The sequence below is a fragment of the Marinobacter sp. GH_1 genome, from assembly GCF_048595985.1.
GTDB classification, from domain to species: Bacteria; Pseudomonadota; Gammaproteobacteria; order Pseudomonadales; family Oleiphilaceae; genus Marinobacter; species Marinobacter shengliensis.
Genome location: NZ_CP184460.1, coordinates 2,847,041 through 2,873,902, shown reverse-complemented (window position 1 = coordinate 2,873,902; position 26,862 = coordinate 2,847,041). Strand labels below are relative to the sequence as shown.

Here is a 26,862-nt window from a genome sequence, read left to right as displayed (position 1 = left end):
AGGAGAGATGGTCACAATGGCTAGATTCAAACACAGAGCACTCGTCACCGCCCTCGCCGCCAGTACTGCACTCACTGGGTGCCTGGACAGCGGTGGGAAAACTGACAAGAACGCAAATCCCGCGTACAACATCAGCAACCCGAACACTATTTCTGACGGAACTCGGCCCATTTTCCGGCCGCTGGAAACCGCATTTCCGCTGCCCAGCGATCCGCTGTTCTTCCTGAACCCGGAGCTGGACGGCACCATGCTGAACGGTACCGACCCGGCCAACCCGGTTACCACCGGTTTGGGTTTTGTGGACGGCAACTCCATTCTCGCGCCGTTCGATATCAAGATCAGCGACAGCCTGGACCCGAACCAGACACTGGACGCCCGCAACTTCGTTGAGATTGACGGCGAAGTGGTGCCCAACCCGGACCAGAACATCTACGTGCTGGAAATTGAATTCCCCTCCGGCGACAGCGTTTTCCAGCAGTCCCGCGAAGTCGGTGGCATTGTCGCAGCCGATCGCTACCGCCTGGCCAAACGCCTGGAAGCAGAGGGCGACACTGCGGCCGCAGATGAGATTTATCAGAGCCTGCTGGAAGAAAACTTCCGTGTTGAAATCATTACCGTGGATGCGAACGGGCCAGCCGGTGCCGCTGGCGGTGCCCAGAACAATGCCATTCGCCTGTTGCCTATCAAGCCGCTGAAGCCGAAAACCAAGTATGCGGTGGTTCTGGGCAATAAAATTGTGGATAAGGACGGCGAAAAGCTTACCAAAGAAAATCGTTTTGAGACCGCTTCTAACCCTGAGTTCGTCATCAGCAACCCGGCCCTTCAGCCGTTCCGGGACATCATGGCGCCTGCCCGTGACTACGGCAGCGATTTCTTTGGCTTTAAGCGGGAGCAGGGTGGCGGCACAGCTGAGCCTTCCACCTACGAGGACATCACTTTTGCGATCAGCTTCACGACAACCGCCGTTGAAGATGTGCTGCTGGCAAATGCAGCACCGGCAGCCTGGTTTCGTCAGCACCTGTTAACGGACCTCAAGAAGGAAGTGATTGATCAGGTCATCGCTGGTGAGCTCAACTTCACCAATCAAGCGGTTTCGGGCCAGTCCGAACAGGATGACCAGATTAACCAGAGAATCTTCGAGCTGCTCACAGACCCGAGCTACCGCCTGTATCGGGAAGATCTGGCCAACATTCTCAGTGATGCCAGCGAGAACGGCATTCAGCTGCGCTATACCGATCTGGTAGCGTCTGAAAGAGTCGACCGACAGCTGGCGTTCACCCTTCAAATGACCGCTGCTCAAGCTGCGGCAGACGTCGTCGATGTTACAGCTGAAGCGAATGAGCTCGCAGAGAAAGTGGCGCAAGCTACCGACCTCCCCCGTGCTTATGATCCGGCATCCGGTGCACCCGCACCGGTGCGATTCTTCAGCCAGAAAGCCGGCGGTGAGGTAAATCCGGCGCTGGAGCAGGTGGCGATTGACCTGGTGATCACCGATGTGCGCGTGAACATCCGAGTGTACGAGGGGGAGATTTCACTACCTTATTACCAGCAGTTTCCGGAGGGACAGGATGGCTCGGCGCTGCAAACTGGTTCCTGGCTCCCTGCTGATTTCAGCGAGATTCCTGAGCTGCCTCAGGCCAAGTCAGATCGAGTGAGTCATCGATTCCCGTTTGCGCAGAAGCAGGGCGATGTAACCATTCCGATTATTGTCACCGCACCGGACGCCAATCCGCTGTTTGGCCCTGGCCCGGCCGGTGGTTACCCGGTGATTATCTATCAGCACGCCGCCACCCAGGATCGGTCCGCCATTCTGCCCATGGCGACTGCCGCAGGGCTGTTGTGCTTGTCTGATAACCCCACGCCAACCAATAACGAAGACTGCTTCATCACTGTAGGCATCGATATGCCCCTGAATGGCGTCTTTGGTGAGGCTGCTGCCAGTGCAGACGGTGGCATGGTGGAAATCAGCCAGCAGCCGGGCGCCTCGGAAAACGCCACCGAGCGCCACTTCGGTTTCACGGCCGGGCCCAACATGCAGGCAGTGCCGGGTGACCAGGTGGAAAACCCAGAATCTGGCAGCCTGTTCCTGAACTTCACCAACTTCGCCAACACCCGTGACAACATGCGCCAGGGCGCTTTGGATCTGTTGCATGTGAACGCCCTACTGCCGGCTATTGAACAAGCCATCAACGACTGTGCCGAGTGTGGCGATGGCTTGAACATGAACACCGATAGGGTCTATTTCATTAGCCATTCCCTGAGTGGTATGGGCGGAGTGCCGTACCCGGTTATCAACAACCTGGCAGCGCAGGATAATCCAGACCTCAACCCGATTCTGGCCTCTGTTCTGTTCAACACTGGCGGTCAGTTTAGCCGCCTCGCGGAGAACTCCCGCGAGACTGTCGCGCCAGTTCTGTTGCCTACGTTGAACGAGGCGTCCGATGGCCTGCTGTCACAGGGTAGAACCGAGCTGAACATTTACTTCAACGTGTTCCAGGCATTGCTGGATTCCACCGATCCAGTAGCGTTCGCTCCGCTGTTCGAGCAATCCGGCAACAGTGCAACCCTGCTTACCTCGATTGTCGGCCTGGAAGGCGATGCGGATCGTCCCTCCGATGGCACCATTCCCAACGCCGCAGACGCCGATCTGTATGACCAGGGCCCGCTGCAGTTGGTGACTGATGCCGGTTTCCAGATAAACAGCCAGCCGGCTCCTCTGGCAGGGACCGATCCCTTGGCCCGGTTCATGGGGGCAGTCGACACCGGTAGTGCCGAGAATGACGGTAACCGCCCGGTTATTACCCGCTACCTGGAGGGCTCCCACGGCAATCCGGTTTCCGCCGGTCAGAAGGATGCAGACCCTTTCAGCTCCAGTGCTGTGTTTGACGAGATGTCGGCCCAGATGGTTGCGCTATTCCGCAGCAAGACCGGCCCCGCCGTTCCCTTCAGTGTTGGTGTGACAAATACCTGTGTGGTGCAAGGAGTCGGCAATTCTCCGGGTGATGCCGCCTGTGAAGGTGAAACCGACGCGGGTCGCGACCCCTCTGAGCCCGAAGGCGGCGAAGAAAGCGATGGTGGTGGCCTGCTAGATAGCGGCCTGGGCGGCTTCTTGGGTGGATTGTTTGGGGGCTGAGCCCCGGTCACACCGCTAACTCCCTTATTCAAACCGGCTATCAGTTACCCCGTCCATAGTAGCGCCGGGGTAACCCAGACACTGGAGCAGTATCATGACAACAACAAACTACAAACGATTCAAAACCCGTAACTCAGGCCTGGCAGCGGCAATATCTGCACTGCTTGCCTCGCCCGCAGCGGCCATTGATTTCAATGTCTATGGTATCGATGCGTCCTTCAGCACCACATTAACTGCCGGTATCGCCGTTCGTGTGGAAGACCAGGACCCAGACCTTATCTCACAGGGCAACCTCGGGCCGGAGTTTGCGTTCAGCGATACCGGTGCCTCGTCCAACAACTTTGACGATGGCAACCTGAACTTTAAGAAAGGCGACCCCTACTCACAGATTCTGCGGGGCCGCTCGGAGTTGTTCCTCGACTACCGGCCAAACAGCGATTACCTCACCCGGATTGGCGCCCTGGTTCGTGGCTCTTACTACTATGACTTCGAGCTCAAGGATAACAAGCGCGCTGTCGACCCTGTGGGCCAACGCCGTGAGCTGAACCCTGAAGCCAAAGACAACGCCGCGGGCGCTGATCTGCTCGACGCCTACGTGTTTACGGACTGGTACGCGGGCAATGTGCCTATCTCTGCGCGGGTTGGCCGGCAAGTGGTCAGCTGGGGTGAGAGTACGTTTATTCTGGGTGGCATCAACTCCATCAACCCGATTGATGCCGGAGCCTTTCGCACCCCGGGTGCCGAACTGAAGGATGTGCTTCTGCCGGTCAACATGGTTTACACTTCTGTCGGCCTGACTCCGGAGCTAACGCTGGAAGCCTACGTTCAGCTTGAATGGGAGCCGTTCAAAGTCGACGATTGCGGCACCTATTTCTCTACCGCAGACGTAGCCTCCGATGGCTGTGGCCCAGTATTGCTTGCTGGGCAAGTGCCAGATGCACAGGCGTTTGAGGAAGGTTTTGTGGCGCCTCGCGAGGGTGACGTAGAGCCTGGTGACCGAGATCAGTTCGGTGTCGCCCTGCGTTGGTACGTACCGGCCCTGGATTCCGAGCTAGGATTCTACTACCTGCGTTACCATAGCCGCTTACCGTTTATCAGCGGAATCGTGGCAAACCCGGAATCACCGGAAGCCGGCCAAATCAACGATCCTGATCTGCCGTTCTCTCGTTTCCCCAGCTACTACATTGATTACCCCAAGGGCATTGAACTCTACGGTATCAGCATCAATACCACGCTCCCCACTGGCACATCGTTTGGTGCGGAATACAGCTTCCGTCCCAATCAGCCTATTCAATGGAATACCTTTGAGTTGATCTACGGTGGCATTCAGCAGCGTGGTCCTGATGGGCAGGTAGTCAGTAAGCTGGAGCAGCGCGTGCAAGCCAGCGACCCAGGCTTTAATTACGCAGGTAAGCCGGTGGATGGCTTCGATCGTTACGACGTTTCTCAGGCCCAAGCAACCTTTATCCACTTCGTGGACAGGGTGGTTGGCGCGGACCGCTTTATTGCCATCGCCGAGATTGGCGCTACCTATGTGCATGACTTACCCGATAAGAGCGAAGCTCGTTATGGTCGCTCCGGTCTATTTGGCGTCGGCCCGGTTCCACTGGAAGGCGAATCCTTCACCGGTGATTTCTGTAGCCAGGGCCCGGGCGATGAAACCACTCGCCTGAACATTAACCCCACCAACTGCGGTGGCGACGGCTTCACCACATCCTTCTCCTGGGGTTACCGGGCACTGTTTGCGCTGGATTACTCCAACGCCTTTGCCGGCATCAACCTGCTGCCGAAGCTGGTTCTGTCGCACGACGTAAAGGGCTACGCGCCAGACCCAGGTGGCAACTTTAAGGAAGGCAACAAGTCCGTGAGTATCGGAGTGGATGCCAACTACCAGAACCGCTACTCCGGCTCGATCAGCTACACCAACTTCTTTGGTGGCAAATACAACGAAATCTCGGATCGCGACTTTATCGCGGCCAGCATCTCCTACTCATTCTGATGGCTAAAATAACAGGAGTATCAACCATGAAAACCCATAAGAGACACCTCATTGCCGGCGCCATTGCGCTGTCCCTGTTCGGAGCTTCTACAGCCATAGCTGCGGTATCCGAATCCGAAGCGGCCAAGCTGGGTAACGAGTTGACGCCAATTGGCGCTGAAAAGGCCGGCAACGGCGGCGCCATCCCGGCGTGGGATGGTGGTTTGACCGACCCCGGCGTCAATCAGCCTCAGCAGGGTATTTACCCGGACCCGTTCCCCAACGACGAAGTGAAGTTCGTTATCGATCAGAGCAACGTGGACCAATACGCAGACAACCTGTCCCCCGGCCAGGTGGCGATGATCAAAACCTACAGCACCTTCTCGATTCCGGTGTATGAAACCCGCCGCACGTCCACCTACCCGCAGGAACTGATGGACCTGGCGAAGGAGAACGCCACCACCGTATCCCTGACACCGGATGGCAACGGTCTGCAGAATTATGAGCGAGGCGTACCGTTCCCGATTCCCCAGAAGGGCCAGGAGGTGATCTTTAACCACATCACCCGTTACCGCGGTGGGTCCATCATCCGTAACGTGGCCCAGGTAACGCCTCAGGCCAACGGCGATTTCAGCCCGGTGAAATTCACCGAGCACCTGACGGATCGGGTCGAGCTGGCCGACTACAAGCCGGGCATGGACGACAACGTCCTGTTTTACTTCAAACAGGTGATCACCGCACCGTCACGCCTGGCGGGTAACGTACTGCTGGTTCACGAAACCCTGGATCAGGTAAAAGAAGGTCGCCGTGCCTGGTTGTACAACTCCGGCCAGCGCCGGGTTCGCCGGGCACCGCAGGTGGCGTATGACGGCCCGGGTACCGCAGCAGACGGCCAGCGTACCTCCGATAACCTCGACCTGTTTAACGGCGCTCCGGATCGCTACAACTGGGAGCTGGTGGGTAAAAAGGAAATGTACATCCCGTATAACTCCTACCGCCTGGCGTCCCGTGACCTGAGCTACAATGACATCATCCAGCCGGGCCACATCAACCCGTCGGTCACTCGCTACGAGCTGCATCGGGTATGGCACGTGCGCGCAACTCTGAAAGATGGAGAGCGGCACATTTATGCTCGTCGCGACTTCTTCGTGGATGAAGATTCCTGGCAGATTGCCGTGGTAGATCACTATGACGGCCGTGGCGACCTGTGGCGCGTTGCAGAGTCCCACCACGTTCAGGGCTACGACATCAACGTACCGGCCTACGCTGCCGAAACCCTCTACGATCTGATGTCTGGTCGCTACCTGGTGATGGGTTTGACCAACGAAGAGAGCGATCCTTACACCTATGGCGTTACCGCTCGCTCCAATGACTACACCCCCGCTGCCCTGCGCCGGGCGGGAGTTCGTTAAAAGCCTCGCCTTGCGATAACCTCTGCCCGCCCCAGCCGGGGCGGGCTCTTTCCCTTCTGTTTGCCAGCCTGTCCTGAGCCTGAAAGATTGGCCCGGAATGCCTCTTTCCAATACGTGACTCCTTGTTGTTTTTGGTCAATAATTAAGCATAAATTATGCAGTGCGATACTAAAACAAAAAGGGCTTCAAGCCTATAAAGGAGACGTAACGTGGCCATTTCAGCGCGCCAGCGCCTGCTGGTTTCGGCGGTTTGTGCAAGTTCCATACTTCTGTTGTCCGCCTGTGGTGGCGGTGAGGAGTCTTCTTCAGACATCGCGCAAAACAGCGAACAACGTCCAAGCCCCGGTAACCCCGTCCCGCCGTCGCCTCCGGGCAAGACAAGCAAACCTTACGCCTACGAAAATACCCGCTTTGCCTTCGCCAACGGCTGTTACAGCCTGCAGGCAGATGGCCGGTTTATCTCGGAAAGCTCCGGCGAGACCTACGGCGTAACCAATAACGCCAGCCAGGCTGCCCGTTTCTATCTGCGGCCGACGGAACTCGGTGCCTATCTATTGATGTCTGATTACCAGCGCGAAACCGGCCAGGCGGGGCAGTTTGAACTGCTGGGCATCAGTGATCCCGGTGGCGAATTTCTGGATACCACCGGTATGTTTATCGGTGAGCTGAGCTACCTGGTAGCGGGGCTGGGAGATACCACCAACCTGCTGCTGGATCCGATCGCACCCTTGGGCGGATTGCTGCGGGAACTGGGTGAAAGCCTGGAATTCGCCGGCGACCAGTTGGCCAATACAGACGTACGCCCGGCACTGGCAACGGTCGATAGCCCGAACGATCTGGCGGTGTGGAAAGTCAACAAGCTGCAAGACAGTGAGTATACGCTCACCTCTGCCGTAACCGGGTTGATGCTGGGCACCTCGGAAGATGGTTTAACCCTGGCGTCACCGTCGTTACGTGATACCAGCAATGCCTTCACGTTTGAGCCAGCCCAGGGCTGTGCTGATTATCCGGAAGCAGACCTCAGCCTGGAAGTGGCGGACGATCGTGGCCCGGCGGTGTATCTGAGAGAGGTCGATCGCTTCAAAAACATCAAAGGCATCGATAACGACGATATCTTCGGGTACGTGGACACTCACTCCCACATCTCGGCCTATGAATTCATCGGCGGCCGGGTGAACTACGGTGCGCCGTTCCACAAGTTTGGCGTTACCCATGCCCTCGAGAACTGCGAAGTGGCCCATGGCCCCTGGGGCACCACGGGCTTTGTGGAGTTGGTCACCAGTGGCAGCGGCCCACACGACACCCAGGGCTGGCCCACCTTCAACGACTGGCCCCGTTACAACTCCCTGCAACACCACCAGAGTTACTACCGCTGGCTGGAGCGTGCCCATTATTCCGGCATGAAAATCCTGGTGAATCACTTGGTGCACAACGAAGTGCTCTGCGGGATTAACCCCCAGAAACAGAACGACTGCGACCCCATGGAAGCCATCTTGCTGCAAATCCAACGCATGTATGAAATGCAGAACTACATAGACGCGCAGCACGGCGGCCCCGGTGAAGGTTGGTTCCAGATCGTCACCAGCCCGGCCCAGGCCAGGGAAGTAATTGGCGAGGGCAAGATGGCCGTGGTGCTGGGCATAGAAATGTCGAAAGTCATGCGTTGCGGCGAGTTTATGGGCGTGCCCGAATGCACCGCGCAAGACATCGTCGAGCGGCTGGACCAGCTCCACCAACTGGGGGTTCGCAACATGTTCCCCGTGCACAAATTCGACAACGCCTTCGGTGGCCATCTGCCAGACCTTTCCTCCGGGATTGGTATTGGCGCCGTACTCTATGGAGGCAACCTGCTGGAAACCGGCCACCCCATAGAGTTTGAAGAGTGCCCGGAAGGTACCGAATACGTCGGTGACGAAACCGATCAGAATGCCGACATGCAGGCCTTTGGCATCCTGGATCAGCTCCTGTTCCAAATCGACTACTTGGGCGACCGTTTCCCGGAAACACCGGAAGAGCTCAAAGCCCTGGACCCACGCCAGGGCACCGGGCACCTGTGTAACCGCCGCGGCCTGACTGACCTGGGCGATTTCCTCATCCAGGAACTGGTCCGCCGCAAGATGATGATCGAAACCGACCATATCAGCCGAAAAGCTGCTGCCCGTATCCTCGACATCACCCAGAAACTGGGATACCCGGTGATCAACAGCCACGGCGGCTGGGGTGGCACCGAAGCCCTTCGCGACCGTATCGCCGCTCAGGGCGGCATTACCGCCTCCTTCGGTGGCGTGCGCGAAAACTGGGTAGACAGACTGGTGCAGGATGGCAACCGCCCCCGCCCGGACGACCAGAAAGTCGGGCCCTTCGGCGGCGCTGGCTTCGCCTCCGACGTCAACGGCATCGCCCAGCTTGCCAACAACCCCGGCAGCGCCGAAGACGAAGCCAGGCTGTACCCGTTCACCTCCGTGGATGGCCGCGTCATCTTCCACAAACAGAAAACCGGCGACCGGGAATTCGGCCTCTACGACGGCCGCGGCGTGGCCCACTACGGCCTCTACCCGGACCAGATCGCCGACATGATGCTCCACTCCGACCGCCCGCAAGAGCTGATCGACGACGCCGTCAACCAACTCTTCACCTCGGCCGAAGCCTACCTGCGCATGTGGGAACGCATCGAAAACGCCCCGCTATGAAATTGGGGTCAGACCCCCGGACATTTCGCATCATCAAATGTCTTGGGGTCTGACCCCAAAAATATAAGAAGAAGGATAATTGCCATGATACAGAGACTGATAACGTCAGGTTTTGCGGTGCTGGGGATTAGTGCAGTGCTGCTGTTGTCCGGTTGTTTTGGCGGTTCATCGGGTAATGACCGGGCCGATGCCAACCGGCCGGGCCAGGAAACGGAGCAACCGCCCAGATTCAGTGAAGGCCGGGTATTCAAAGTGACGCCCGGTGAGCAGGCCACGGAAGACATGGTGGCGGCGATGATTCAGCTGCGCCCTGGCGATAGCCTGGAATTCGGTTGTGGCTATTTCGAGCTTTACCATGGCCTGCTGATCCAGGCCACGGAAGACGTGGAGATTCGCGGTTGCGGCAAGGATGAGACCGTGCTGAATTTCCGCAACAGCGACAACGTGACCGGTCTGGAAGCGTTGAATGTAATGGGCATTACCGTGAAGGACCTCACCATCCTGGATTCCCCGGGCGATGCCTTCAAGCTGAAGGGCGTCAAATGGGGCACCCTGTTGAACGTCCGCGCTATCTGGTCCGGTGGCGGTGAACCCATCACCAGGGAAAACGTCGCCAGCCGGCTGCACGTGGAGTGCACCAACCCGCCATTCAACGAGGGCGACCCGACGCCGGATTACGTACCCAGCGCCTCCAGCGGCCGTTACGGTATCTACCCCGTGGAGTCGGAAAACATTCTGGTGGATAACTCAGAATCCATCGGCGCCTCGGATGCCGGTATCTACGTTGGTCAGACCAATAACGCCATCATCCGCAACAGCCGCGCCGCCTATAACGTCATGGGTTTCGAGATCGAAAACGTGCAGGGCGGGGAATACGACAGCAACCTGGCGGAATGTAACACCGGCGGTTTCCTGATCTACGACCTGGAAAACATCACCCAGTACGGCGACACCTCGGTGATGCTGAATAACATTTCCCGTAACAACAACACCTACAACGTTGCCCCCAGTGGCATCGTCTCTGCTGTGCCCCGGGGCACCGGGTTCATTACCCTGGGTTACGACAACATCGAGATATACAACAACCTCTTCGAAGACAACAGCACCGCAGCGATCATCTACACCAGCTATGAGTTGATTGATGGCAAGGGTAAAACGTCCGACAAAAAGCTGGACCCGTACACCGAAGGCCTGCACATCCACAACAACGTGATGAAGAACTCCGGCTACGATCTGCCGCCGCCCAATCTGGAAAAAGTGCTGGTGGAGGGCGAGGTGGAAACCGTGCTGCCGACACTGATTGGCATCAAGAACCTCAATCGGCCGGGAAAAGGTGCCCATATTGTCTGGGACGGACTGTTGGATGAGCTGGATGCCGATTGCCCCTACCCGGTGGATGCCAACGGCCAGCCAGTGCCGAAAAAAGCCAATGGCAAGCCGATTCATACCAACGAGCACCCCAATCCTGAGTGCCTGTACAACGCCTACAAATTTGACAACCAGGGCGACCGTAAACTGCCGGAATGGGGCGCCTGTATTCACAGCAACGAGTTTTCCAGCGACAGCCTTGCCTACATGAACTTCCACGGCACCCGCGGCCTGGAGCTGTTATTTGCGGCAATGGACCCAGACCCATCCCTGCTGTCCTGGCAGAGCCTGAGCGACATCCTCACCGGCCCGACTGAATTCTTTGCCGATTCGGATATGAGCGTACACGAATGCCAGGCCCGCTTCGGCCGCACCCTGGCCAGCCTGCCCCGGGTGACTATTCCTCCGTTTGAGCGCAGTGGAGGCATAGATCCGGCACCCTCCGAAGAATTCATCAACCAGCTGTGTGAAGCGCCGGTTGCCGACGGCCAGATCAACCGCGACGCCCTGGCCGTGGATTGCCCCACACTGGACCAGTACAATCTGTTTGCAGACGCACAGGATCCCCGGAGCATGCCCCACGAGGGCGGTGTACCCTTTGTACTGAACTCCAAGCTGTTCTCAGACTATGCCACCAAGTACCGGGTCGCATTCATCCCACCCGGCACCAAAGCGTTGTATGTGGATGGCCAGAACGGCGGAAACCTTAATGGCACCATTCACTTCCCGAATGGCACCGTGATCGCCAAAACCTTCGCCTTCACCGACGAAAGCAAGGGTACAGAGGAACTGGTAGAAACCCGCCTGTTAATCAAGCGCACCTCCCAGAGTGGTAAGGCGGTCTGGAGTGGACCCACCTACAGCTGGACAACGGATGCCAATGGCCAGAAATTAGCGAAGCTGGTCCCCGGTGGCGAAACCCGCAGCGTGAGCTGGCACTATCAAGACCAGCACACTGGTAAACTGCTGGCTGGCTCCACAGACAACTACGCCATTCCCAACCAGAACCAGTGCATCACCTGCCACTCCAACGACGATTTGGAAGCGGGAGCGGCGCCCATCGGCCCCAAACCCCGTAACCTGAACCGTGCTTATCGACCGGAATCGGAATTCATGGGCACCGCAGGGCAGGGCGGCTTCCCCCGGGTGAACCAATTGCAGCACTGGAAGGACCAGGGCTTGCTGGCCAACGCACCGGCGCTGCAGATTGATGGCCGTGGCGTGGCGACCAACATCGAACGCCTGCCCCATTGGAACGTACCCGGCGACAGCGGCGCCGCCAGTGGTTCAGATGAAGACGTGGAAGCCCGCCTGCGGGCCTACCTGGAAGTGAACTGCCAGTACTGCCACAACGACAAAGGCGCCGCCTCCAACACCGGCTACTACCTGGACCACTACCGCAAGATCGACGCCGGCTACGGCATCTGCAAGAAACCCACCGCCACCGGCGGCGGCTCCTGCGGCCGGCAACATGTCGTCGTACCAGGTGATCCAGGGCGCTCCATCGTCTCCTGCCGAGTGGAAGACGCCAGCGACCCCCAGCGCAAAATGCCGCCCATCGCCAAGAGCGTCAGCCACACCGAGGCCGTCGAACTGCTGAATTACTGGATCGGCCAGGTCGTCGATTCCGGTTACGACAACGCCGAAGCCTGCGGCGGCTCCGGCATCTTCCAGACCATCACCCCCTGAAATTGGGGTCAGACCCCCGGACATTTCGCTCCATCAAATGTCCTGGGGTCTGACCCCAACTTTTATTTGAAGCGGACGACCAGCTCGTGCAGGTCTTTGGCGATGTCGCCCATCTCGCGCACGCTTTGGGTGGATTCCTCGCCCTTGACCAGGTTCTGTTCCGCCATGTTGGAAATGCGCTCGACCTGTTCGTTGATCTGATCAGAAACCTGAGCCTGCTCTTCAACGGCGGTGGCCATCAGCAGGGCCATTTCAGCGATAGTGACCACATACTCGGCTATGTCTGACAGGCTCGCCTGGGCTTCGAGCATCTTTTCCAGGCCATTATCAGCGGCGGTTACGCCGGTTTCGGCGACCTGCACCGATTGCTCGGATTTGCCAATGAGTTCGGACACCACACCATGAATCTCCTTGGTCGACTCCCGGGTTCGGCGGGCCAGGTTTCTTACTTCATCGGCCACCACTGCAAAGCCCCGGCCGTGTTCACCGGCCCGTGCTGCCTCTATGGCGGCGTTCAGGGCAAGCAGGTTGGTTTGCTCGGCAATGTCTTCAATAATTTTCGCGGCAGAGGCAATCCGGTGCGTTTGTTGGGCCAGATCGTTAACCGATTGGCCGATGTTGTGCACGGTCTGCTTCAAATCCTCGATGGCGGCCCGGGTAGAGTTGATGGTGGCAACACCCTGATCCGACGCCTGGCGGGCGCTGTCCGCCTTGTCGGCAGTCAACTGCACATTCTGTGAAACCTCACCGATGGTCACCGACATTTCATGGATGGCAGCCGCCACCTGTTCGGTTTCCTGCTGCTGCTTCTGCATGGTTTGCTGGGTGTCGTAGGCAATTTCAAGGTCCCGCGTGGTGTGCGACCTCATCGCCGCAGATGAATCCTCCAGCCGGGTTAGCACCGCGTCCAGGTGCGCCCTCTGGGCCATAACCGCCACTTTCAGCCGGCCCAGACTTAGCCCGTCATCGGTATAACTCCGGGCAGCGAGATCACTGGTAAAAGTGCGACCCATCTGATCCATCACAGAGTGAATAAGCTTCGAGCGCGCCCCGGACGCTGATATGTGCCGGCCCAAAAATGCCAACGCCAGCAGTCCCGCTGCACCGTCAACCTGCCCTGCGCCATACAACAACGCGGCGGCCACCAGGCCTAAACCGGCAAGCATATGGGGCACGGAGGGCAAGAGGGATTGCAACCGGCTTCGATGCATACCCTTCCGAATGCCGGCATACAGCTTCTCGGCGCGGGCCACATCCTCCCGGGCAGGGCAGGAGCGAACCGATTCAAAGCCGATGATCTCGCCGTTCTCCGTCACCGGTGTCACGTAGGCACTCACCCAGTAAAAATCACCGTTTTTGCACCGATTCTTGACCAGCCCCATCCAGGGTTTGCCGGCTTTCAGACACCCCCACATTTCTGCATAGGCCTCGGGCGGCATATCCGGGTGGCGAACGATATTGTGGGGCTGGCCAATCAGCTCCTCGCGGTTGAAACCACTGACATCGACAAAGGCCTTGTTGCAATGCTGAATCTTGCCTTTCAGATCGGTGGAAGAAATCAACTTCTGGCTGGGCAAGAAGGTGCGCTCGGTATTGGTAACAGGAAGGTTCTTTCGCATACGAACTCCGTAAAGCGCAAATTGTTATATAGTAATTCCTGTGAAGTATATCGGCTCGGCTCCCAATTTCTGTAGGTGCAAGTTGTAAGGAAGTGTTCAAGTACAGTTATAGAAAGAAATCGGAGGGTTTGCTTGAAAAATAAACAATGGGGTCAGACCCCAAGACATTTGATGGTGCCAAATGTCCGGGGGTCTGACCCCAAAGGTGGGATTAGAAGTTGAAGAGGTTGCCGAACAGGCCTGCGAAGGTTTCCGGCAGTTCGGTCAGGTTGCTTGGGTCGAACAGGTCGCCCAGAGCCATCAGTTCCTCGATCAGGTCGCCAATCACCGGCAAGTCACTTTCGCCGAAGTTTGCCGGGTCCAGCAGGGTGAGGAGGTCACCCAGCAGGGGCAGGTCTTCCGGCTCAAAGGGTGTGTCCATCTCGAACAGGTTTTGCAGTCTTTCGATGAACTCATCCGCCAGTCCGAATTCTCCGCCGTCTGGGAAGCCGCCGGCATCCAGCAGGCTAATCAGTTCGCCAATCAGGGGAAGATCCTCAGGGTTGGGCATGCCGCCGCTTCCGCCGTCTTCCGGTGCCAGTGCCAGCAGGGTGTCAAACAGGGCTCCGCCCAGGTTCAGAACGCCGTTGGGGCCAACGAAGGTTTCAAAACCGTCGAAAACAGTGATGGAAGCCAGGCCGCCAAGATCAACCCGCACCAGGGAGCCTTGCAGCAGGCCAATGTCTGCCAAGGCTTTGGCGTCTTGCTGATTGGTCAGCTCGCCCAGCACCGGAATCATTGCCACGGCATCCAGCACCGTCATCAGGCCGTCTTCCAGCGGAGCGGGCAGTGGCAGGCCGTTATCGTCTACAAGGCGAAGTTGCAGCAGGCCACGGTCGTTTTCCTCGAACAGGTCGGCCAGCTCGGGCGGAACGGTGCTCATGTCGCCAGAGGCCAAGCCCTCAAACAGCCCCAGCAGAAGGTCCGGAACCTGTTCCGGGTTACCGCCAGTGAAGGCGTCCGCCAGAGCGGTGATCTGGCTTTGGCCCAGGCCCAGATCCAGTGCCAGGGTGCAGTTAACGCCGGGCTCTCCGTTGTTTACGGATTTCGGATCACAAACCGCGACCACCCCCGTCAGGAAGTTCAGAAAATCAACGCCATCCACGTTCGTGGTCGACATGCCACCAATCTGAGTGCCGTCGTTCAGAATTTCAGACAGGCCCTCAATCAGCGGCAGCTTCAGAATGAGCGCGTTGTCCAGGCTGTTAAGGCCGTCCTCCGAATCGCCGAACGCCAGCGGGTCCAGCAGGGTTCCGCCCAGTTCATTCAGGGCCGCGCCCAGCAGCGGGATCTGGTTGATCACGCCTTCATTCAGGGCCAGCACGAGCCCACCGGTTCGGAACACAACCGAATCCGTCGATTCCGCACCATTGCCGGCAAGATCGGTAATGCCGTTGGTGGTGATGACGCGATAGTAGGTTTGTCCAGACAGGTTCTGATCAGGCGTAAACTCAATGGAGTTGCCAACCACACCGATGGCGCCGGAGACCACGCCTACAACATTGCCATTATCGTCCAGTTCCTGAACAACAAAGGTCTCCTCATTAACGGTAGTAGGGTCAACCGGCTCACTGAACTCCATGAAAATGCGAGTATCAGGCGACGCCATGGTTTCGCCATTCTGTGGGCTGGAAGCCGCCACGGTCGGGCTGGTGGTGTCTTCTTGAGTAACGTCGCCGGTGGTAAAGCTGGCGGCATTTTTGGTGCCCAGGGTTTTGGCGGTGTCGTTATCCGGGCAATCGGCTTGCAGGCCAGACAAAGCTTCAATGGTGTGCTCGGTATTGGCGCTCAGATTGCCCTGTGGGTTCAACACCACAGACTTGCCCATTACTCGAGGGCTGCCCTCTTCAAGCGCCACCTGATTGACGCCGTTCAGCAAGCGAACGTGGGCCGCCACGCTGGCTGGGTCAACATTGGCGTTAAAGGTGATTCGCACGTTGCTGTTCAGCGCCACATCGCTTGCGCCATCTGCCGGTACGAATTCCGTCACCGCAAAAGTGCTGCTTGAGGATGCGCAGAACTGCGCCTGCTCAGTCTGGTCCCGCGTCGGGTCCTGAGGTACGGAGACTCTCGGGTCACCCGGGCCTTCACCACTGCCGCCGCAGCCTGCCAAGGCCAGTGAAGAGGCAATACCCAATGCTGTCAAAGTGCGTTTTGTAATCGTCATGATCGCGTCCTCTGCTTATTTCTTCATGATTTCGGTGTGCTCGCCGGAGACAACGGCCTCCACTCGGCGGTTCTGTGCACGACCTTCCGGTGTGTCGTTCGAAGCAACGGGTTGGGATTCGCCCATACCCGATGTGGTAATCCGGTTGCGCATAATGCCGAATTCGTTGATCAGCACCTTCATCACCGCATCGGCTCGGCTCTTGGACAGCCGCTGGTTGTAGCTGGCGGAACCGGTGCTGTCGGTGTGGCCTTCCAACAAGATCGTGGAGGTGGGGTATTCCTTCATCACCTTGGCCAGCTTTTCGATGTCCGGGTAGAAGGCTTCGCGTACTTCGGTTTTGTCCAGCTCAAACTCAACGTAAAGGGTTTCGCGAATTTCCCGGGTAAGCTCTTTCGGGCAGCCGTCGGCATCCACCAGGGCGCCTTGCGGGGTGTTCGGGCACTTGTCCAGTTCGTCAATCACGCCGTCGCCGTCGGAGTCTTTGGGCGGTGCAATCACCGGCTCGCGCCGGGGCGCAATCTCAGCACTGGGTGCCGCGGGGAACTTGCGGTTAAACAGGTAGTGAATGCCGGCAAAGTACTGGCCGTCCACATAGCCGTCTTCCAGCTCGGTACGGGCGCGCACGCCGGCCTCAAACATAAAGCGGGGCGCGAGCATGCGCTGCAGGCCACCTTCCAGGTAGAGGCTGTCTTCGTTCTTGCTGTCACCACCATCAATATCCAGGTTGGTGTTGCTGTAGCCGCCGCCGGCGAACGGGCGCCAGCCACCCAGGCGGAATTTGCCGGGGTGAATGCGGCCACCCAATGAAAAGCGCCACAGTTCAATATCGACATTGTTTACGCGGGTTTCCGGCTCGGCGTAACTGGCCTGGCCGAACAAACTGAAATTGGGGTTGAACTGGTGGGTAATGTTGAGGCCACCCTCCCAGTAATTGGCCAGGTTACCCTCCACCGCGGATTTATTGCGGGAGTTGCCGGAGTCGACATAGCTGCCCTCCAGTCCCAACGTGGTGTAACTGATCGGAAAGTTTTCAGAAGCGGCGGCCAGGCCGGGCGCAAGGGCGGCACCGAACAGTGCAGCCAGAGCCAGAATGCGTCGTTGCATGGATTATCTCCTTGTGATCTCAATGCAAAATCAGTATAAGTTGTATTATGCGATACGCAAACAAAAGATTACACAATTTCACGTTAATTGACACTCTGGCCCGAGCGGCTTGCTTTGCGCAGGGGTAGGGGCGGCTTAATGGCCTTTTATGCAGTGGTGCAGCAGAGAAGGGGTCAGGCGTTTTCGGGTAGGGAGAAGCGAAGCGTTGTCTGCGGTGGGATCACGGTAATCTGGTCGTCCAGAATGGCGTCCAGGTTATAGATGGTGACGAACTTGGCGGTACCGAAGCGGGTGACGGCGTCATAGGCAATGGCCGTTAACTCCCGATATGGGGCCAGCTCCACCAGTTTGTCCAGCAGGTCCATCCGGTTGGAAGGCTTGCGGGGGAAATCCTCACGGGGAGCGCATTCTGCGTCCAGCCACTGGTTCCATAACCGGTTAACGTCGTCCAGCACTTCCCGGTTGGCCCGCAGGGGCAAGTTGAGGAAGCGGCAAGCGTTGAAGGTAGACAGCTTCTGCTTATTGCTGTCCCAATCGCCAATATCGACTTTGATATCGGCAAAGCAGACGCCCAGGCCTGTCGATGCGCTTTCACGAACGGCAGCGCCGATCAGACTGCCAGGGCCCTTGTTGCCATAGAGGAGGGTAATGCCTTTACGGGGAAGCTGAAAATCCGGCCCCTGAAAATAGTCAGGTTGGCAGATGGTGTATTCTGCAGGTTGCTGTTCGCCCTCGTAGAAGAAGAACGTTTTGGTACCAATGGCAGACACGGTGGCTTTACACTCCGGAAAATCAGCATGATGAAAGCCTGGGTAATGGTAAGTGCACTATTTTCTGCACCTCAGAGCGTTTGCTCAATGTCTATCAGAAGCACCCAGACTGTTCAGCTTCGTATGGTAACATTGAAAAAATATTATACAAAAACGAAAGCGTGCCATTTGTGATTCAGTGTGGATATTATCAATGAGTATTAAAGGATAAAGGCAAAGCATGGCAAGAAGCGAACTCACTCACCCGTCAAAACCGATCAACGGCCAATCCCTGATGAGCCTCAAAGCAGTGCTGGAGAGCTACCTTGGTGGCGGCGAAGTCCGTGATCTTGATCTGGCCATGCTGATGAACGTCCCGTTGAATCGGTTGAGCCAGCTTAAGCGAGCGAAAAGCTCTATCGAAACGGTCGGGCGAGACGTAACGCCCGATGAAACCCTGGGCCTGGCCGATGACGACGACGCGGTGGCCGAACTTCCCGGATTGCGGCCAAGCCAGGCCATTTTGGTGCGGTTGCTGCTGAAACACCCGGAGTGGGTACCCATTCCGTTGCGCCCCTCCCACCCGGAAGTGTTTTCCCTGCTGCAGCCGTTTATGCCGGGGGCGGATGGCAGAACACCCAACAAGGCGGGCTTTGCGCCTTTGTTTGGCCGCTCGTATATTTCTTCCTACAAACTGCTGTCGGAGAGCGCTGACGGCTCCCAAGGGGCCGGTTTGCCCATCATTCGCCTGCAGCGACTGGTGGTGGCAAAGTATGCCCGTGCATTCGCAGACGCACTCGCGGCATTGGCCAGCAAAACCCCAGAGGTGCCCGCTGATGTCCTGGCCACCGCAAAGAACCTGAATGGCTGGGCCCTGCTCCGCGAGCGGGATTCACTAACGGACTGGATGAATGATGAACTGCTGCTGAACTTCGAAAACGACGTGAATCAGCGCTTTCAGGTCTGGTTCAACGATCAATACCTTGGCATCCTGCAAGACGAGGCCGCCTCACGGGATACCAGTCCTGAGCAGGCGATCGAGAAAGGTAAATGGACCAACACCGAAGAGGTGTCTGACCAGAAACTGGCCTCCTATAGCCGCGCCCAACGCCCGATTCTGGGTCGCAGTGACAGCCCCTTCTCATTGTTCCGGGAAAGCTTTGGCCTCACCAGTGCCGAGGCATACTGGGTATTTGGTATTCAGGTAAAAGCCTTCTATCGATTCCGCCAGCGGGCGAACCAGCGTATCGATGCCCCTACCTCTATTCTCCTGCGTTATCTGTTCCGCTACCCGGACGATATCGATCTGTTCATGCCGGTACCGGCCTCTGGTCGTGACATTTTCGATGCCATCCAGCAGGAAGATCCGGACTTCAAGCTGAGCCAGCTGGCGCCTTTGTTCGGGGCATCCAGGGTAATGAGCTATGAATTTGCGGAGCCAGAGGCCGCTTGTCCATTCTTCGCCCGCCGCCTTGCCACCGTTTTCTGGCAGCAAAGGCAGAAAGGGGAACCAATCTACCGGGCCATGCGTGAGTGTGTAGAGGAGGAGGTTATCGCCCGTGGGCTGGACCTCGGACAGTTCTGGCGGGATGGCCGTTGGCACAAATAGCCTTGAAACTTGGCATTTCGGGCAAATAACTTTACAAACCTTTTCAGTTATAAAGGTGTCAAGTCCGAATAATGCAGTTAGGATGAAATTGTGATCACGGAACCATGATCGAATGCGCCCAGTTATTCTGTACGCATAAATTAGAAGCTGGATTCATTCGGAAAACAAATAAATGCTATTTTGTTATATAAAGAGGCCTGGTCATGAAAAATTACAATATCTCGAACCTGCTTTCTAAACCGTTCGCCGGTTCTCGTCAGAAGGGTGCTTCCTCGCTGGAGTATCTGATGCTTGGGGCGGTCATTGTCATTATTCTGGGGGTGGTCATCGCAACCGCCGGCGACGAAGGCGGCATTGGCAGTAAAATAGTTGATACTTTCAACTCCCTGCTTGGCAACGCTCAGGATCAAGTAGACGCCAACTAATCAACAACTTGTTTGTGCAGTACAAGTATTGATTTGCATAGGTGCCTTATGACTATAAAAAAAGAAAAAGGCGTTATTGCTCTGGAGTTTCTTCTGGTCTTCCCCATGATTCTTGCAATCATCTACGGGGCGGCGGGATACGGGGTACTCTTCTATAACAAGTACCAGATGCAGGTAGCAGTAGACCGCGCCGCATCAGCCGTATTCTCGCTCGACCGGCGTGAGTACAGCACCTTTTCAGATAACGCCGTAGCCTACAGCAGCGAAGTGCTTGCAGCGCTCAGTGGCCGGTTGCCGGCGGCGGCAGCCGACCACATTGCTACCCGCGAATGCGGTGTGGTTAACCATGGTGGTGTGCAGCTGCTGGAGTGTGTGCTGGTGGCAGATGCGGGTGACTCTTCCTTCATGCCCCAGGTGCGGTTTGCGGGCATTGGTGCGTTTCCTCCCATGCCCAGTCAGCTGACCGCCCGCTCCGCCATTGCGTTTTGACGTGACAAACCTTGCCCCTGCGCGGCAACTCTCATTGCGAACAATAAGGACAGGCTGAATGAGGTCAAAGTTCGTATACGCAGCGCCCTCCCTGGTTCTGGCACTGGCCGCCATCGGCCTTGCCCTCTACGGGCTGATGCAATCTCCTGAAACACCCGTAGCCACCCCGTCAGCGGAACAGGCGCCGGCCCCGGCGGCAGAGGAGAAAGAGGCAGCGCCGGTTTTCCGCTATCTGGTCGCCATTGAGGACCTGGAAGCCGGCACCGTGCTCGCGCAGGAACAGTTCCAGGAGTTTGAACTGCCGGCGGCCCTGAAAAGCGCTCTCTCCCCAGATCAAGCCCCGTTTGGAACGGCTCTAAACAGACCGCTTAAAGCGGGCATGCTGCTGTCGCAATCCAGCATTGATTCGGGCACGCCGCTGCAATTGTCCCTGGCCGACGGCGCTCGCGCCATGGCTTTTGAACTGAACGCTCTGTCCAGCGTCGGTGGGCTGATCCAGCCGGGCGACCAGGTGGATATTTACGCGACCTTCAAGGGTTCTGGCGGAACCGATACCGGCACCACCCGCCTGATGCGCAATGTCGAGGTGCTGGCAGTACGCGGTGCCCTGGAACCTGGCAGTGACGCCAGTGACGACGCCCAGCGCCGCAACCAGACCATGGTGCTGTCGGTACCGCAGGCGGAGGTTGCCCGTTTGGTCCTCGCCGCTTCGGAATCGCGACTGAGCTTTGTCGCCGCCAGACCAGAGCTGAAAGCCATTGGCGAAGAAGCGCTGGATGACATCGCCGGCAAAGCGGTGGAAGAACAGCAGATCAGCCTGCTTACAGACATCCGCCCCAGTGCCAAACCCAAGCCTGCCCCTGCGCAGCAACCCCGACAGGCGCCTGCCAGAAACCCCGGCCAAGAGGTCAAGATTTACGAAGGTTCCGGCTCAAGGAGTGTCTATGTACGCTGATCTCTGTTCCCGCCTGAAGCCAACGGCCAGGGCGTTCGCCACCGCTTTGGGTGCCGCGTTGTTCTTGATTGCTACTCCAGCGATAGCCGATGCCGACCGGGTATCCGTGGCTCCGGGGGAACAGCACGTGCTCACCTTTATGAAACCGCTGGAAAAGCTCTCAGTGTCCAATCCGGATGTCGTGTCCGTCACCGCCACCGGAAAACAGGAAGTGCTGGTGACAGCAGAAGCCCAGGGTTCCGCCATTGTCCGCGCCTGGCTGAAAGGCGAAACCAGCCCGCGCCAGACCAACTTCCAGGTGTCCGATGTTCTGGGGTCAAAAAACCCGCTGCCCATGCAGGTGCAAACCGACATTCGCGTGGTGGAAGTGAACCGCTCCGAGCTCAATACCCTGGGCGTTTATTACTCGCGACTGTTCAATGGCGGCAACAACAGCGTTACCATCGCCCCGCCGGGCAGCGGTGCCACCCGGGGCTTCCCCGGCGCTTCGGCAGCTGGTGTTCCGGGCGTAGGCGCCGAAGGCTTCAACCTGTTCAGCTTTGGCTCCAGCTCCCTCAGTATCATCAACGCCCTGGAATCCGGCGGTTTTGCTTACACCCTGGCGGAACCCTCGCTGGTCAGCCTCAGTGGCCAGACAGCCACCTTTCTCTCCGGTGGTGAGTTTCCCATTCCGGTGTCGTCCCGGGACGGCGATATCCAGATTGAGTTCAAGGAATTTGGCGTCAGCCTGGCGCTCACACCCACTGTGGTCAGTGAAGACCAGATCATCCTGAAAGTGGCCCCCGAAGTCAGTGAGCTCGATTTCTCATCAGGCGTGGCCACCGGCGGCGTTGCTGTGCCCGGGTTACGCATTCGCCGCACCGAAACCATGGTCTCCATGGCCTCCGGCGAGAGCTTCATCATCAGTGGCCTGGTCAGCCGCTCCACCACCAACACCAGTGATCGCCTGCCGGGCCTGGGCAACATTCCGATTCTGGGCGCGTTCTTCCGGTCAGACCGCATCGCCTCCGAAGACAAAGAGCTGATCATGGTGGTCACCCCCAGGCTGGTCAGCCCGCAACGGAAGCTGCCGGCAGATGTTCGCAATTTTGGAAAAGAATACGAGTACAGCAGCACCGGCTGGCTGGACATGGTGATCAACGGTCGCAGTGCAGGCGAGCCGATCGAAAGCGGCCTGAGCTGGTAAGGGAAGGGTACCCATGAGCGAATCCATAATCTGCGTAGCCGATGATGTAGGTGCCCGTGTTTGGCTGGAGCGGGTGCTTGAATCGGAATGGAATCTGGAGTTTCTGAGCTCCACCGATCTGTCTCGGGTTAGCCGCCTGGTACAGGCAACCGGCGCTCCGGTGGTGCTGGTGGCCATCGATGAGAACGACGCCAACCGGGCCCTGAAGGTGTTTGCCGCCATACAGAAGGCCTGCCCGAACTCACAGCTGATTGGTGTGGCCCACCGGCTGTCTCAGGACCTGCTGCTCAGCATCATGCGCGCAGGCGCTCGGGATTGCCTGGTGACCGGAGTGGATGCTGACACGGCCCGCGATCGCATTCGGCGCATAGCCGATTCTGCCGCCCAGGCGCCAACGGCCGCACCCAGTGCCGGCCGGGGCGACATCACCCTGGTGGTGTCTGCGTCCAGCATTGTGGATACACGTTTCTTCTGCCAGAACTTCGTGGCGGAATTGAATGAATACCAGGCCGGCAAGAGCATCCTGGCCATGGACTCCAATTCAGAGGCCAACCGCACCTTCTACTTCGACAACCTAAGCCGCCTGACCCTGGACGAGTTGATCAGTCGTGGCGACAGTATCGACCGTTCGCTGGTGGAAACCGCCCTGGAGGAATACCGGGACGGCCTGCGGCTTTTGTCGGGCGATATCAGCAGCGAACTGCTCAAAGGCGACGCCGCCGCAGACCTGTACATCACCATCAGCCAGCTGGCCACCCTGTTCGACCACATGGTGATCCGTGTTGAACCGGCTCACACCGGGGAATGGCTCCGTGCCATCGGCGCCAGCGTTAATCGCATTATCACCGTGACCCACCCCGTGGTGGACCAGGTGCAGGCGACGGAGAAGTTGTTGCAAGAGATCAAGGAGTGGGTTGCGCCCGAGTGCTCCCGCTACGTGGTGGTGGATGGCTACGAGAAACGGGCCAGCCTGTCGTTGTCTGATATCGAGAAAACCCTGGACCACAAGTGTGACCTGGCGCTGCCCCTGGAATGGCGGTACCGCCTGGACGCGATGAATGCCGGCTTGCCCATCGCCAACCTGCTCCATAAAAGCGCCTATCACCGGAGCCTGGGCGGTTTTATACGCACCTGCTGCGCTGCCGGGGAAACCCGCCGCAAATTCACCTTTAAACGCGCAGCGGTTTAAGAGGGCGGACTATGGCAACCCGTATTGACGACGATTACCAGAACCTGAAAAAGAACGTTCACACCCATGTGGTGGAACGCCTCGACGAAGAGGGTATCGAAGTTGAACGGATAGACGCCCAGCAGCTTCACCGGTTCATCCAGTCCACGGTGGACCAGTACGTGTCCATCAACCGCATCCCGCTGGCCATGGCCGACCAGACCATGCTGGTGCGGGAAATGGTGGATGAAGTCGTCGGCTTTGGCCCGTTGGAGCCCCTGCTGGCGGATGACCAGGTGAACGACATCCTGATCAACGGCGCCCGCAGTGTGTTCGTGGAAATTGCCGGCGTGCTGCAAAAAGTTCAGGTTCGGTTTATTGATGACGACCACGTGTTGCGCATCATTCGCCGCATTCTGGCCCCCCTCGGGCGCCGGCTGGACGAAAGCAGCCCCATGGTGGATGCCCGCCTGCCCGACGGCTCACGGGTTAACGCCATCATCCCGCCCATCGCGCTGGATGGGCCATCCATGTCTATCCGGAAGTTCTCCAGCAAGCACCTGACCGCCAACCAGCTGGTCAATATGGGTTCCATGACCCGTGAATGTCTGGACCTGCTTGCGGATATTGTGGAATCCCGCCGCAACCTGTTGGTCAGCGGCGGCACCGGCACCGGTAAAACCACCATTCTGAACCTGCTCAGTGAGTTTATTCCCAAAGACGAGCGCATCGTTACCATCGAGGATTCTGCCGAGCTGCAGCTGAACCACCCGCACATCGTGCGCCTGGAGACCCGCCCGGCCAACACCGAAGGCACCGGCCGCGTGACCGCCCGGGATTTGATCGTCAACGCCCTGCGGATGCGGCCAGACAGGGTGATTGTGGGCGAGGTGCGCTCCGGTGAAATCATCGAACTGCTGCAGGCCATGAACACAGGCCACGAAGGCTCCATGAGTACCATCCACTCCAACTCCGCCAAAGATGCGCTGATTCGTATCGAAACCCTGCTGGCGGTGAACGGCTACGACGCCGGCGAACGGGCCATCGCCCGGTTGATCGGTTCGTCCCTGGATGTGGTGGTCCAGCTCACGCGCTTGCCCAATGGCCGCCGGCTGGTGAGTGAAGTGGTGGCTCTGCGCCCCACCAAAGACGACCCCTACCGCATGGAAACCCTGTACCGCTCCAGCGAACTGGATTGGCTGGCGCCGGAAGATGCCGAGGTTGCCCCGTGAATACCCAGCTGATCTGGCTGTTGTGCCTGATGGCCGGCGTGGCTGCGGTGCTGGTGATCATGCTGCAGCTCACCCTGAGCCGGCTGATGGCCGCGGGTGAGATCAAAAAACGCACGGCCCGGCGCCTGGCTCCGGAAGTGCGGGTGGAGCAGAAAGTCTCGGTAATCGATCTCGGCCCACTGCAAAACATACTGCTGCGGGCCGGTTTCCGCATGTCTGGCGCCAAGTTCATGCTAATGGTGGCGGTAATTCTGACCATCCTGGTCGCCGTGCTGATGCTGCGAGGACCGGTGGAAGCCCTGGTGGCGGTGTTCTTTGTGGTCACGGCGTCTGTCACCACCTGGCGGGTAAAATTCGAGCGCCAACGCCGGCAGATTTTCGAGGAGCTGCCGGGTATTCTGGATGGCATGCTGCGCTCCATTTCCGTCGGCCGCTCCGTGGAACAAAGCATCGTCAACGCCTTCAGCGATGCCTCCTCGGTGTTTGATCCTATGGTGTTCCGGCTTAAAAACGCCGTCAGCCAGGGCCGCGATTACACGCTGGTACTGGATGCCTTCGCCCGTTTCTACCAGGTTCCTGCGTTTACCCAGATCGCCATTGCCCTGAGAACTTCCTCCCGTTTTGGTTCTTCGGTTAAACCCGTACTGTTTGAAGTGGCCAAGGCCATTCGCTCCCAGCAGGAACTGCGCCGGGAATTCATGGCCGCCACGGCAGAAACCCGGTTCACCGCCATTGTCTTTGCCATCATGCCCCCAGGCCTGGCGGTGTACATGGTGGTGCTGAACGAACAGTTCTCCGAGAAACTGCTGCACTCGGAGGTGGGGCACACCCTGTTAATGGTGTCTGGCGGCCTGCAGTTGCTGGGCATTGTGATGATCTGGAATCTGATCAGGGGGGTGGGCCGTGGCTGATGTTGCTCTGATTCTGGCCGCCGTGCTGGCGGTGTTGGCGGTGATTGCCGGTGTTTACGGTGCACCGCGCTGGGCCCTAAAAGCCCGGGTGAGCGCCCGTTTACGCCGTGAGCGAATTGCCATGGACGCGGGCCAGACGGAATCTCCCTACAGCGAATTTTTGATGTGGTTGGTAGACAGGAAACTCTTCGCGTCGGATTTCCGGGAGCTGGAACCGGCCCTGGACGCCACCGGCAAAACACCGCTCCAGGCTCGCCAGCATTACCTGTTCTGGTGCTGGCTGGCGCCGTTTGGCGTTGCCTTTGCCGCCTTCTGGTGGCTGGATTTCGTGATGGCTGCCCTGGTGTTGCTGGCCGCTTTCTACTTGCCCCGGCGCTTTGCTCGCAGCGCCGGTGAAGACGCCGAGAAACTTCAGAACCGCGAAGCCATCGAGCTCTGCCACATGACCCGAATGCTGCTGGAGGCCGGCCTCAGCCCAGAGCGCTCCCTGAAGCTGATCTCCCATCAGGCCCGGGACCTCATGCCCCGACTGATTCACCGCATTGACCGGTTCAACCGGGTGATGGAAAGCGGGGCAGACCGCACAGATGCCCTGGACGAACTGGGTCGAAACCGAAATCTCACCGTGCTACGCCACTACGTGGCCCTGATGAAACAGTCCGGCACCTTGGGTTCCAAGGTAGCCGGCGGGCTGGACCAGATTGTGGAAGAAGCCCAGCACGAAGAACGCAGCAAACTGAAAGAAGAAACCAACAAGATTGGCGCTCGAATGACCATCATCATGATGATCTTCATGCTGCCGTCTCTGTTCATGTTGATCGGCGGGCCAGCGGTACTGTCGATACTTGATGCATTCCAGCGATAGCGCACAACCGTGACAACAAAAGGTGAACTCTGACCATGCGGGTAGCAAACACATCAGGCAAATGGCAAGGA

18 protein-coding genes are annotated in these 26,862 nt (G+C 58.2%); 14 read left to right on the top strand and 4 right to left on the bottom strand.

Annotated elements, in window-relative coordinates; genetic code table 11:
- Positions 1–16: 16 nt before the first annotated feature.
- The 5 genes from ACNSOI_RS13045 to ACNSOI_RS13025 all read left to right on the top strand — a co-directional run bounded on the left by ACNSOI_RS13045 (position 17) and on the right by ACNSOI_RS13025 (position 12,270).
- A complete protein-coding gene (locus ACNSOI_RS13045) occupies positions 17–3,133 on the top strand; it encodes a hypothetical protein (RefSeq protein WP_420194238.1) in 3,117 nt (1,038 codons plus the stop codon).
- Between the two features lie 94 nt (positions 3,134–3,227).
- Positions 3,228–5,132 (top strand): DUF1302 domain-containing protein, encoded by a 1,905-nt coding sequence (locus ACNSOI_RS13040; protein ID WP_420194237.1) that lies wholly within the window; start codon positions 3,228–3,230, stop codon positions 5,130–5,132.
- Between the two features lie 26 nt (positions 5,133–5,158).
- Entirely contained in the window at positions 5,159–6,523 is a 1,365-nt protein-coding gene (locus tag ACNSOI_RS13035) for a DUF1329 domain-containing protein (protein ID WP_420194236.1), read from the top strand.
- A 209-nt stretch (positions 6,524–6,732) separates the two neighbouring features.
- On the top strand, positions 6,733–9,213 hold the full coding sequence (locus ACNSOI_RS13030) for a hypothetical protein (RefSeq protein ID WP_420194235.1): 2,481 nt from the start codon (positions 6,733–6,735) through the stop codon (positions 9,211–9,213).
- 84 nt (positions 9,214–9,297) lie between these two features.
- A complete protein-coding gene (locus tag ACNSOI_RS13025; RefSeq protein WP_420194234.1) occupies positions 9,298–12,270 on the top strand; it encodes a parallel beta-helix domain-containing protein in 2,973 nt (990 codons plus the stop codon).
- 62 nt (positions 12,271–12,332) lie between these two features.
- On the opposite strand, the gene ACNSOI_RS13020 is transcribed toward ACNSOI_RS13025, so the two are convergent.
- From ACNSOI_RS13020 to ACNSOI_RS13005, 4 genes are all read right to left on the bottom strand, one after another.
- Positions 12,333–13,889: a methyl-accepting chemotaxis protein gene (locus ACNSOI_RS13020; protein WP_420194233.1), complete on the bottom strand. Its 1,557-nt coding sequence runs from the start codon at positions 13,887–13,889 to the stop codon at positions 12,333–12,335.
- A 211-nt stretch (positions 13,890–14,100) separates the two neighbouring features.
- Entirely contained in the window at positions 14,101–16,095 is a 1,995-nt protein-coding gene (locus ACNSOI_RS13015; RefSeq protein ID WP_420194232.1) for an Ig-like domain-containing protein, read from the bottom strand.
- A 15-nt stretch (positions 16,096–16,110) separates the two neighbouring features.
- Positions 16,111–17,202, bottom strand: a complete 1,092-nt coding sequence (locus ACNSOI_RS13010) for an OmpA family protein (protein WP_420194231.1) — start codon at positions 17,200–17,202, stop codon at positions 16,111–16,113.
- 173 nt (positions 17,203–17,375) lie between these two features.
- Complete coding sequence (locus ACNSOI_RS13005; protein ID WP_061331476.1) at positions 17,376–17,972, bottom strand: hypothetical protein; 597 nt, start codon at positions 17,970–17,972, stop codon at positions 17,376–17,378.
- Between the two features lie 220 nt (positions 17,973–18,192).
- Between ACNSOI_RS13005 and ACNSOI_RS13000 the strand changes: the two genes are divergently transcribed.
- The 9 genes from ACNSOI_RS13000 to ACNSOI_RS12960 all read left to right on the top strand — a co-directional run bounded on the left by ACNSOI_RS13000 (position 18,193) and on the right by ACNSOI_RS12960 (position 26,791).
- Positions 18,193–19,560 carry a hypothetical protein gene (locus ACNSOI_RS13000; RefSeq protein ID WP_374814356.1) on the top strand — a complete coding sequence of 456 codons (1,368 nt, stop codon included), beginning with the start codon at positions 18,193–18,195 and terminating at the stop codon, positions 19,558–19,560.
- Between the two features lie 203 nt (positions 19,561–19,763).
- Positions 19,764–19,985, top strand: a complete 222-nt coding sequence (locus tag ACNSOI_RS12995) for a hypothetical protein (RefSeq protein ID WP_106695068.1) — start codon at positions 19,764–19,766, stop codon at positions 19,983–19,985.
- A 48-nt stretch (positions 19,986–20,033) separates the two neighbouring features.
- Positions 20,034–20,474, top strand: a complete 441-nt coding sequence (locus tag ACNSOI_RS12990) for a TadE/TadG family type IV pilus assembly protein (RefSeq protein ID WP_106695069.1) — start codon at positions 20,034–20,036, stop codon at positions 20,472–20,474.
- A gap of 58 nt (positions 20,475–20,532) precedes the next feature.
- Positions 20,533–21,429: a Flp pilus assembly protein CpaB gene (cpaB, locus tag ACNSOI_RS12985; protein ID WP_420194230.1), complete on the top strand. Its 897-nt coding sequence runs from the start codon at positions 20,533–20,535 to the stop codon at positions 21,427–21,429.
- Positions 21,419–22,615: a type II and III secretion system protein family protein gene (locus tag ACNSOI_RS12980; RefSeq protein ID WP_420194229.1), complete on the top strand. Its 1,197-nt coding sequence runs from the start codon at positions 21,419–21,421 to the stop codon at positions 22,613–22,615. Before cpaB ends, ACNSOI_RS12980 begins: the two co-directional genes overlap by 11 nt.
- Positions 22,616–22,628: 13 nt before the next feature.
- Positions 22,629–23,804 carry a response regulator receiver-like protein gene (locus tag ACNSOI_RS12975; RefSeq protein WP_420194228.1) on the top strand — a complete coding sequence of 392 codons (1,176 nt, stop codon included), beginning with the start codon at positions 22,629–22,631 and terminating at the stop codon, positions 23,802–23,804.
- A gap of 11 nt (positions 23,805–23,815) precedes the next feature.
- A complete protein-coding gene (locus ACNSOI_RS12970; protein ID WP_420194227.1) occupies positions 23,816–25,015 on the top strand; it encodes a CpaF family protein in 1,200 nt (399 codons plus the stop codon).
- Complete coding sequence (locus ACNSOI_RS12965; RefSeq protein ID WP_420194226.1) at positions 25,012–25,926, top strand: type II secretion system F family protein; 915 nt, start codon at positions 25,012–25,014, stop codon at positions 25,924–25,926. The genes ACNSOI_RS12970 and ACNSOI_RS12965 overlap by 4 nt, the downstream gene beginning before the upstream one ends.
- The gene (locus ACNSOI_RS12960) at positions 25,919–26,791 is read left to right on the top strand and encodes a type II secretion system F family protein (protein WP_420194225.1); all 873 of its coding nucleotides are present in this window, start codon (positions 25,919–25,921) and stop codon (positions 26,789–26,791) included. Before ACNSOI_RS12965 ends, ACNSOI_RS12960 begins: the two co-directional genes overlap by 8 nt.
- Positions 26,792–26,862 lie beyond the last annotated feature (71 nt).

Excerpts from the sequence above, each read along its gene's own strand:
- ACNSOI_RS13045 (WP_420194238.1), top strand. The coding sequence starts at position 17 with ATGGCTAGATTCAAACACAGAGCACTCGTCACCGCCCTCGCCGCCAGT.
- ACNSOI_RS13040 (WP_420194237.1), top strand. The coding sequence starts at position 3,228 with ATGACAACAACAAACTACAAACGATTCAAAACCCGTAACTCAGGCCTG.
- ACNSOI_RS13035 (WP_420194236.1), top strand. The coding sequence starts at position 5,159 with ATGAAAACCCATAAGAGACACCTCATTGCCGGCGCCATTGCGCTGTCC.
- ACNSOI_RS13025 (WP_420194234.1), top strand. The coding sequence starts at position 9,298 with ATGATACAGAGACTGATAACGTCAGGTTTTGCGGTGCTGGGGATTAGT.
- ACNSOI_RS13020 (WP_420194233.1), bottom strand. The coding sequence starts at position 13,889 with ATGCGAAAGAACCTTCCTGTTACCAATACCGAGCGCACCTTCTTGCCC.
- ACNSOI_RS13015 (WP_420194232.1), bottom strand. The coding sequence starts at position 16,095 with ATGACGATTACAAAACGCACTTTGACAGCATTGGGTATTGCCTCTTCA.
- ACNSOI_RS13010 (WP_420194231.1), bottom strand. The coding sequence starts at position 17,202 with ATGCAACGACGCATTCTGGCTCTGGCTGCACTGTTCGGTGCCGCCCTT.
- ACNSOI_RS13000 (WP_374814356.1), top strand. The coding sequence starts at position 18,193 with ATGGCAAGAAGCGAACTCACTCACCCGTCAAAACCGATCAACGGCCAA.
- ACNSOI_RS12995 (WP_106695068.1), top strand. The coding sequence starts at position 19,764 with ATGAAAAATTACAATATCTCGAACCTGCTTTCTAAACCGTTCGCCGGT.
- ACNSOI_RS12990 (WP_106695069.1), top strand. The coding sequence starts at position 20,034 with ATGACTATAAAAAAAGAAAAAGGCGTTATTGCTCTGGAGTTTCTTCTG.
- cpaB (WP_420194230.1), top strand. The coding sequence starts at position 20,533 with ATGAGGTCAAAGTTCGTATACGCAGCGCCCTCCCTGGTTCTGGCACTG.
- ACNSOI_RS12980 (WP_420194229.1), top strand. The coding sequence starts at position 21,419 with ATGTACGCTGATCTCTGTTCCCGCCTGAAGCCAACGGCCAGGGCGTTC.
- ACNSOI_RS12975 (WP_420194228.1), top strand. The coding sequence starts at position 22,629 with ATGAGCGAATCCATAATCTGCGTAGCCGATGATGTAGGTGCCCGTGTT.
- ACNSOI_RS12970 (WP_420194227.1), top strand. The coding sequence starts at position 23,816 with ATGGCAACCCGTATTGACGACGATTACCAGAACCTGAAAAAGAACGTT.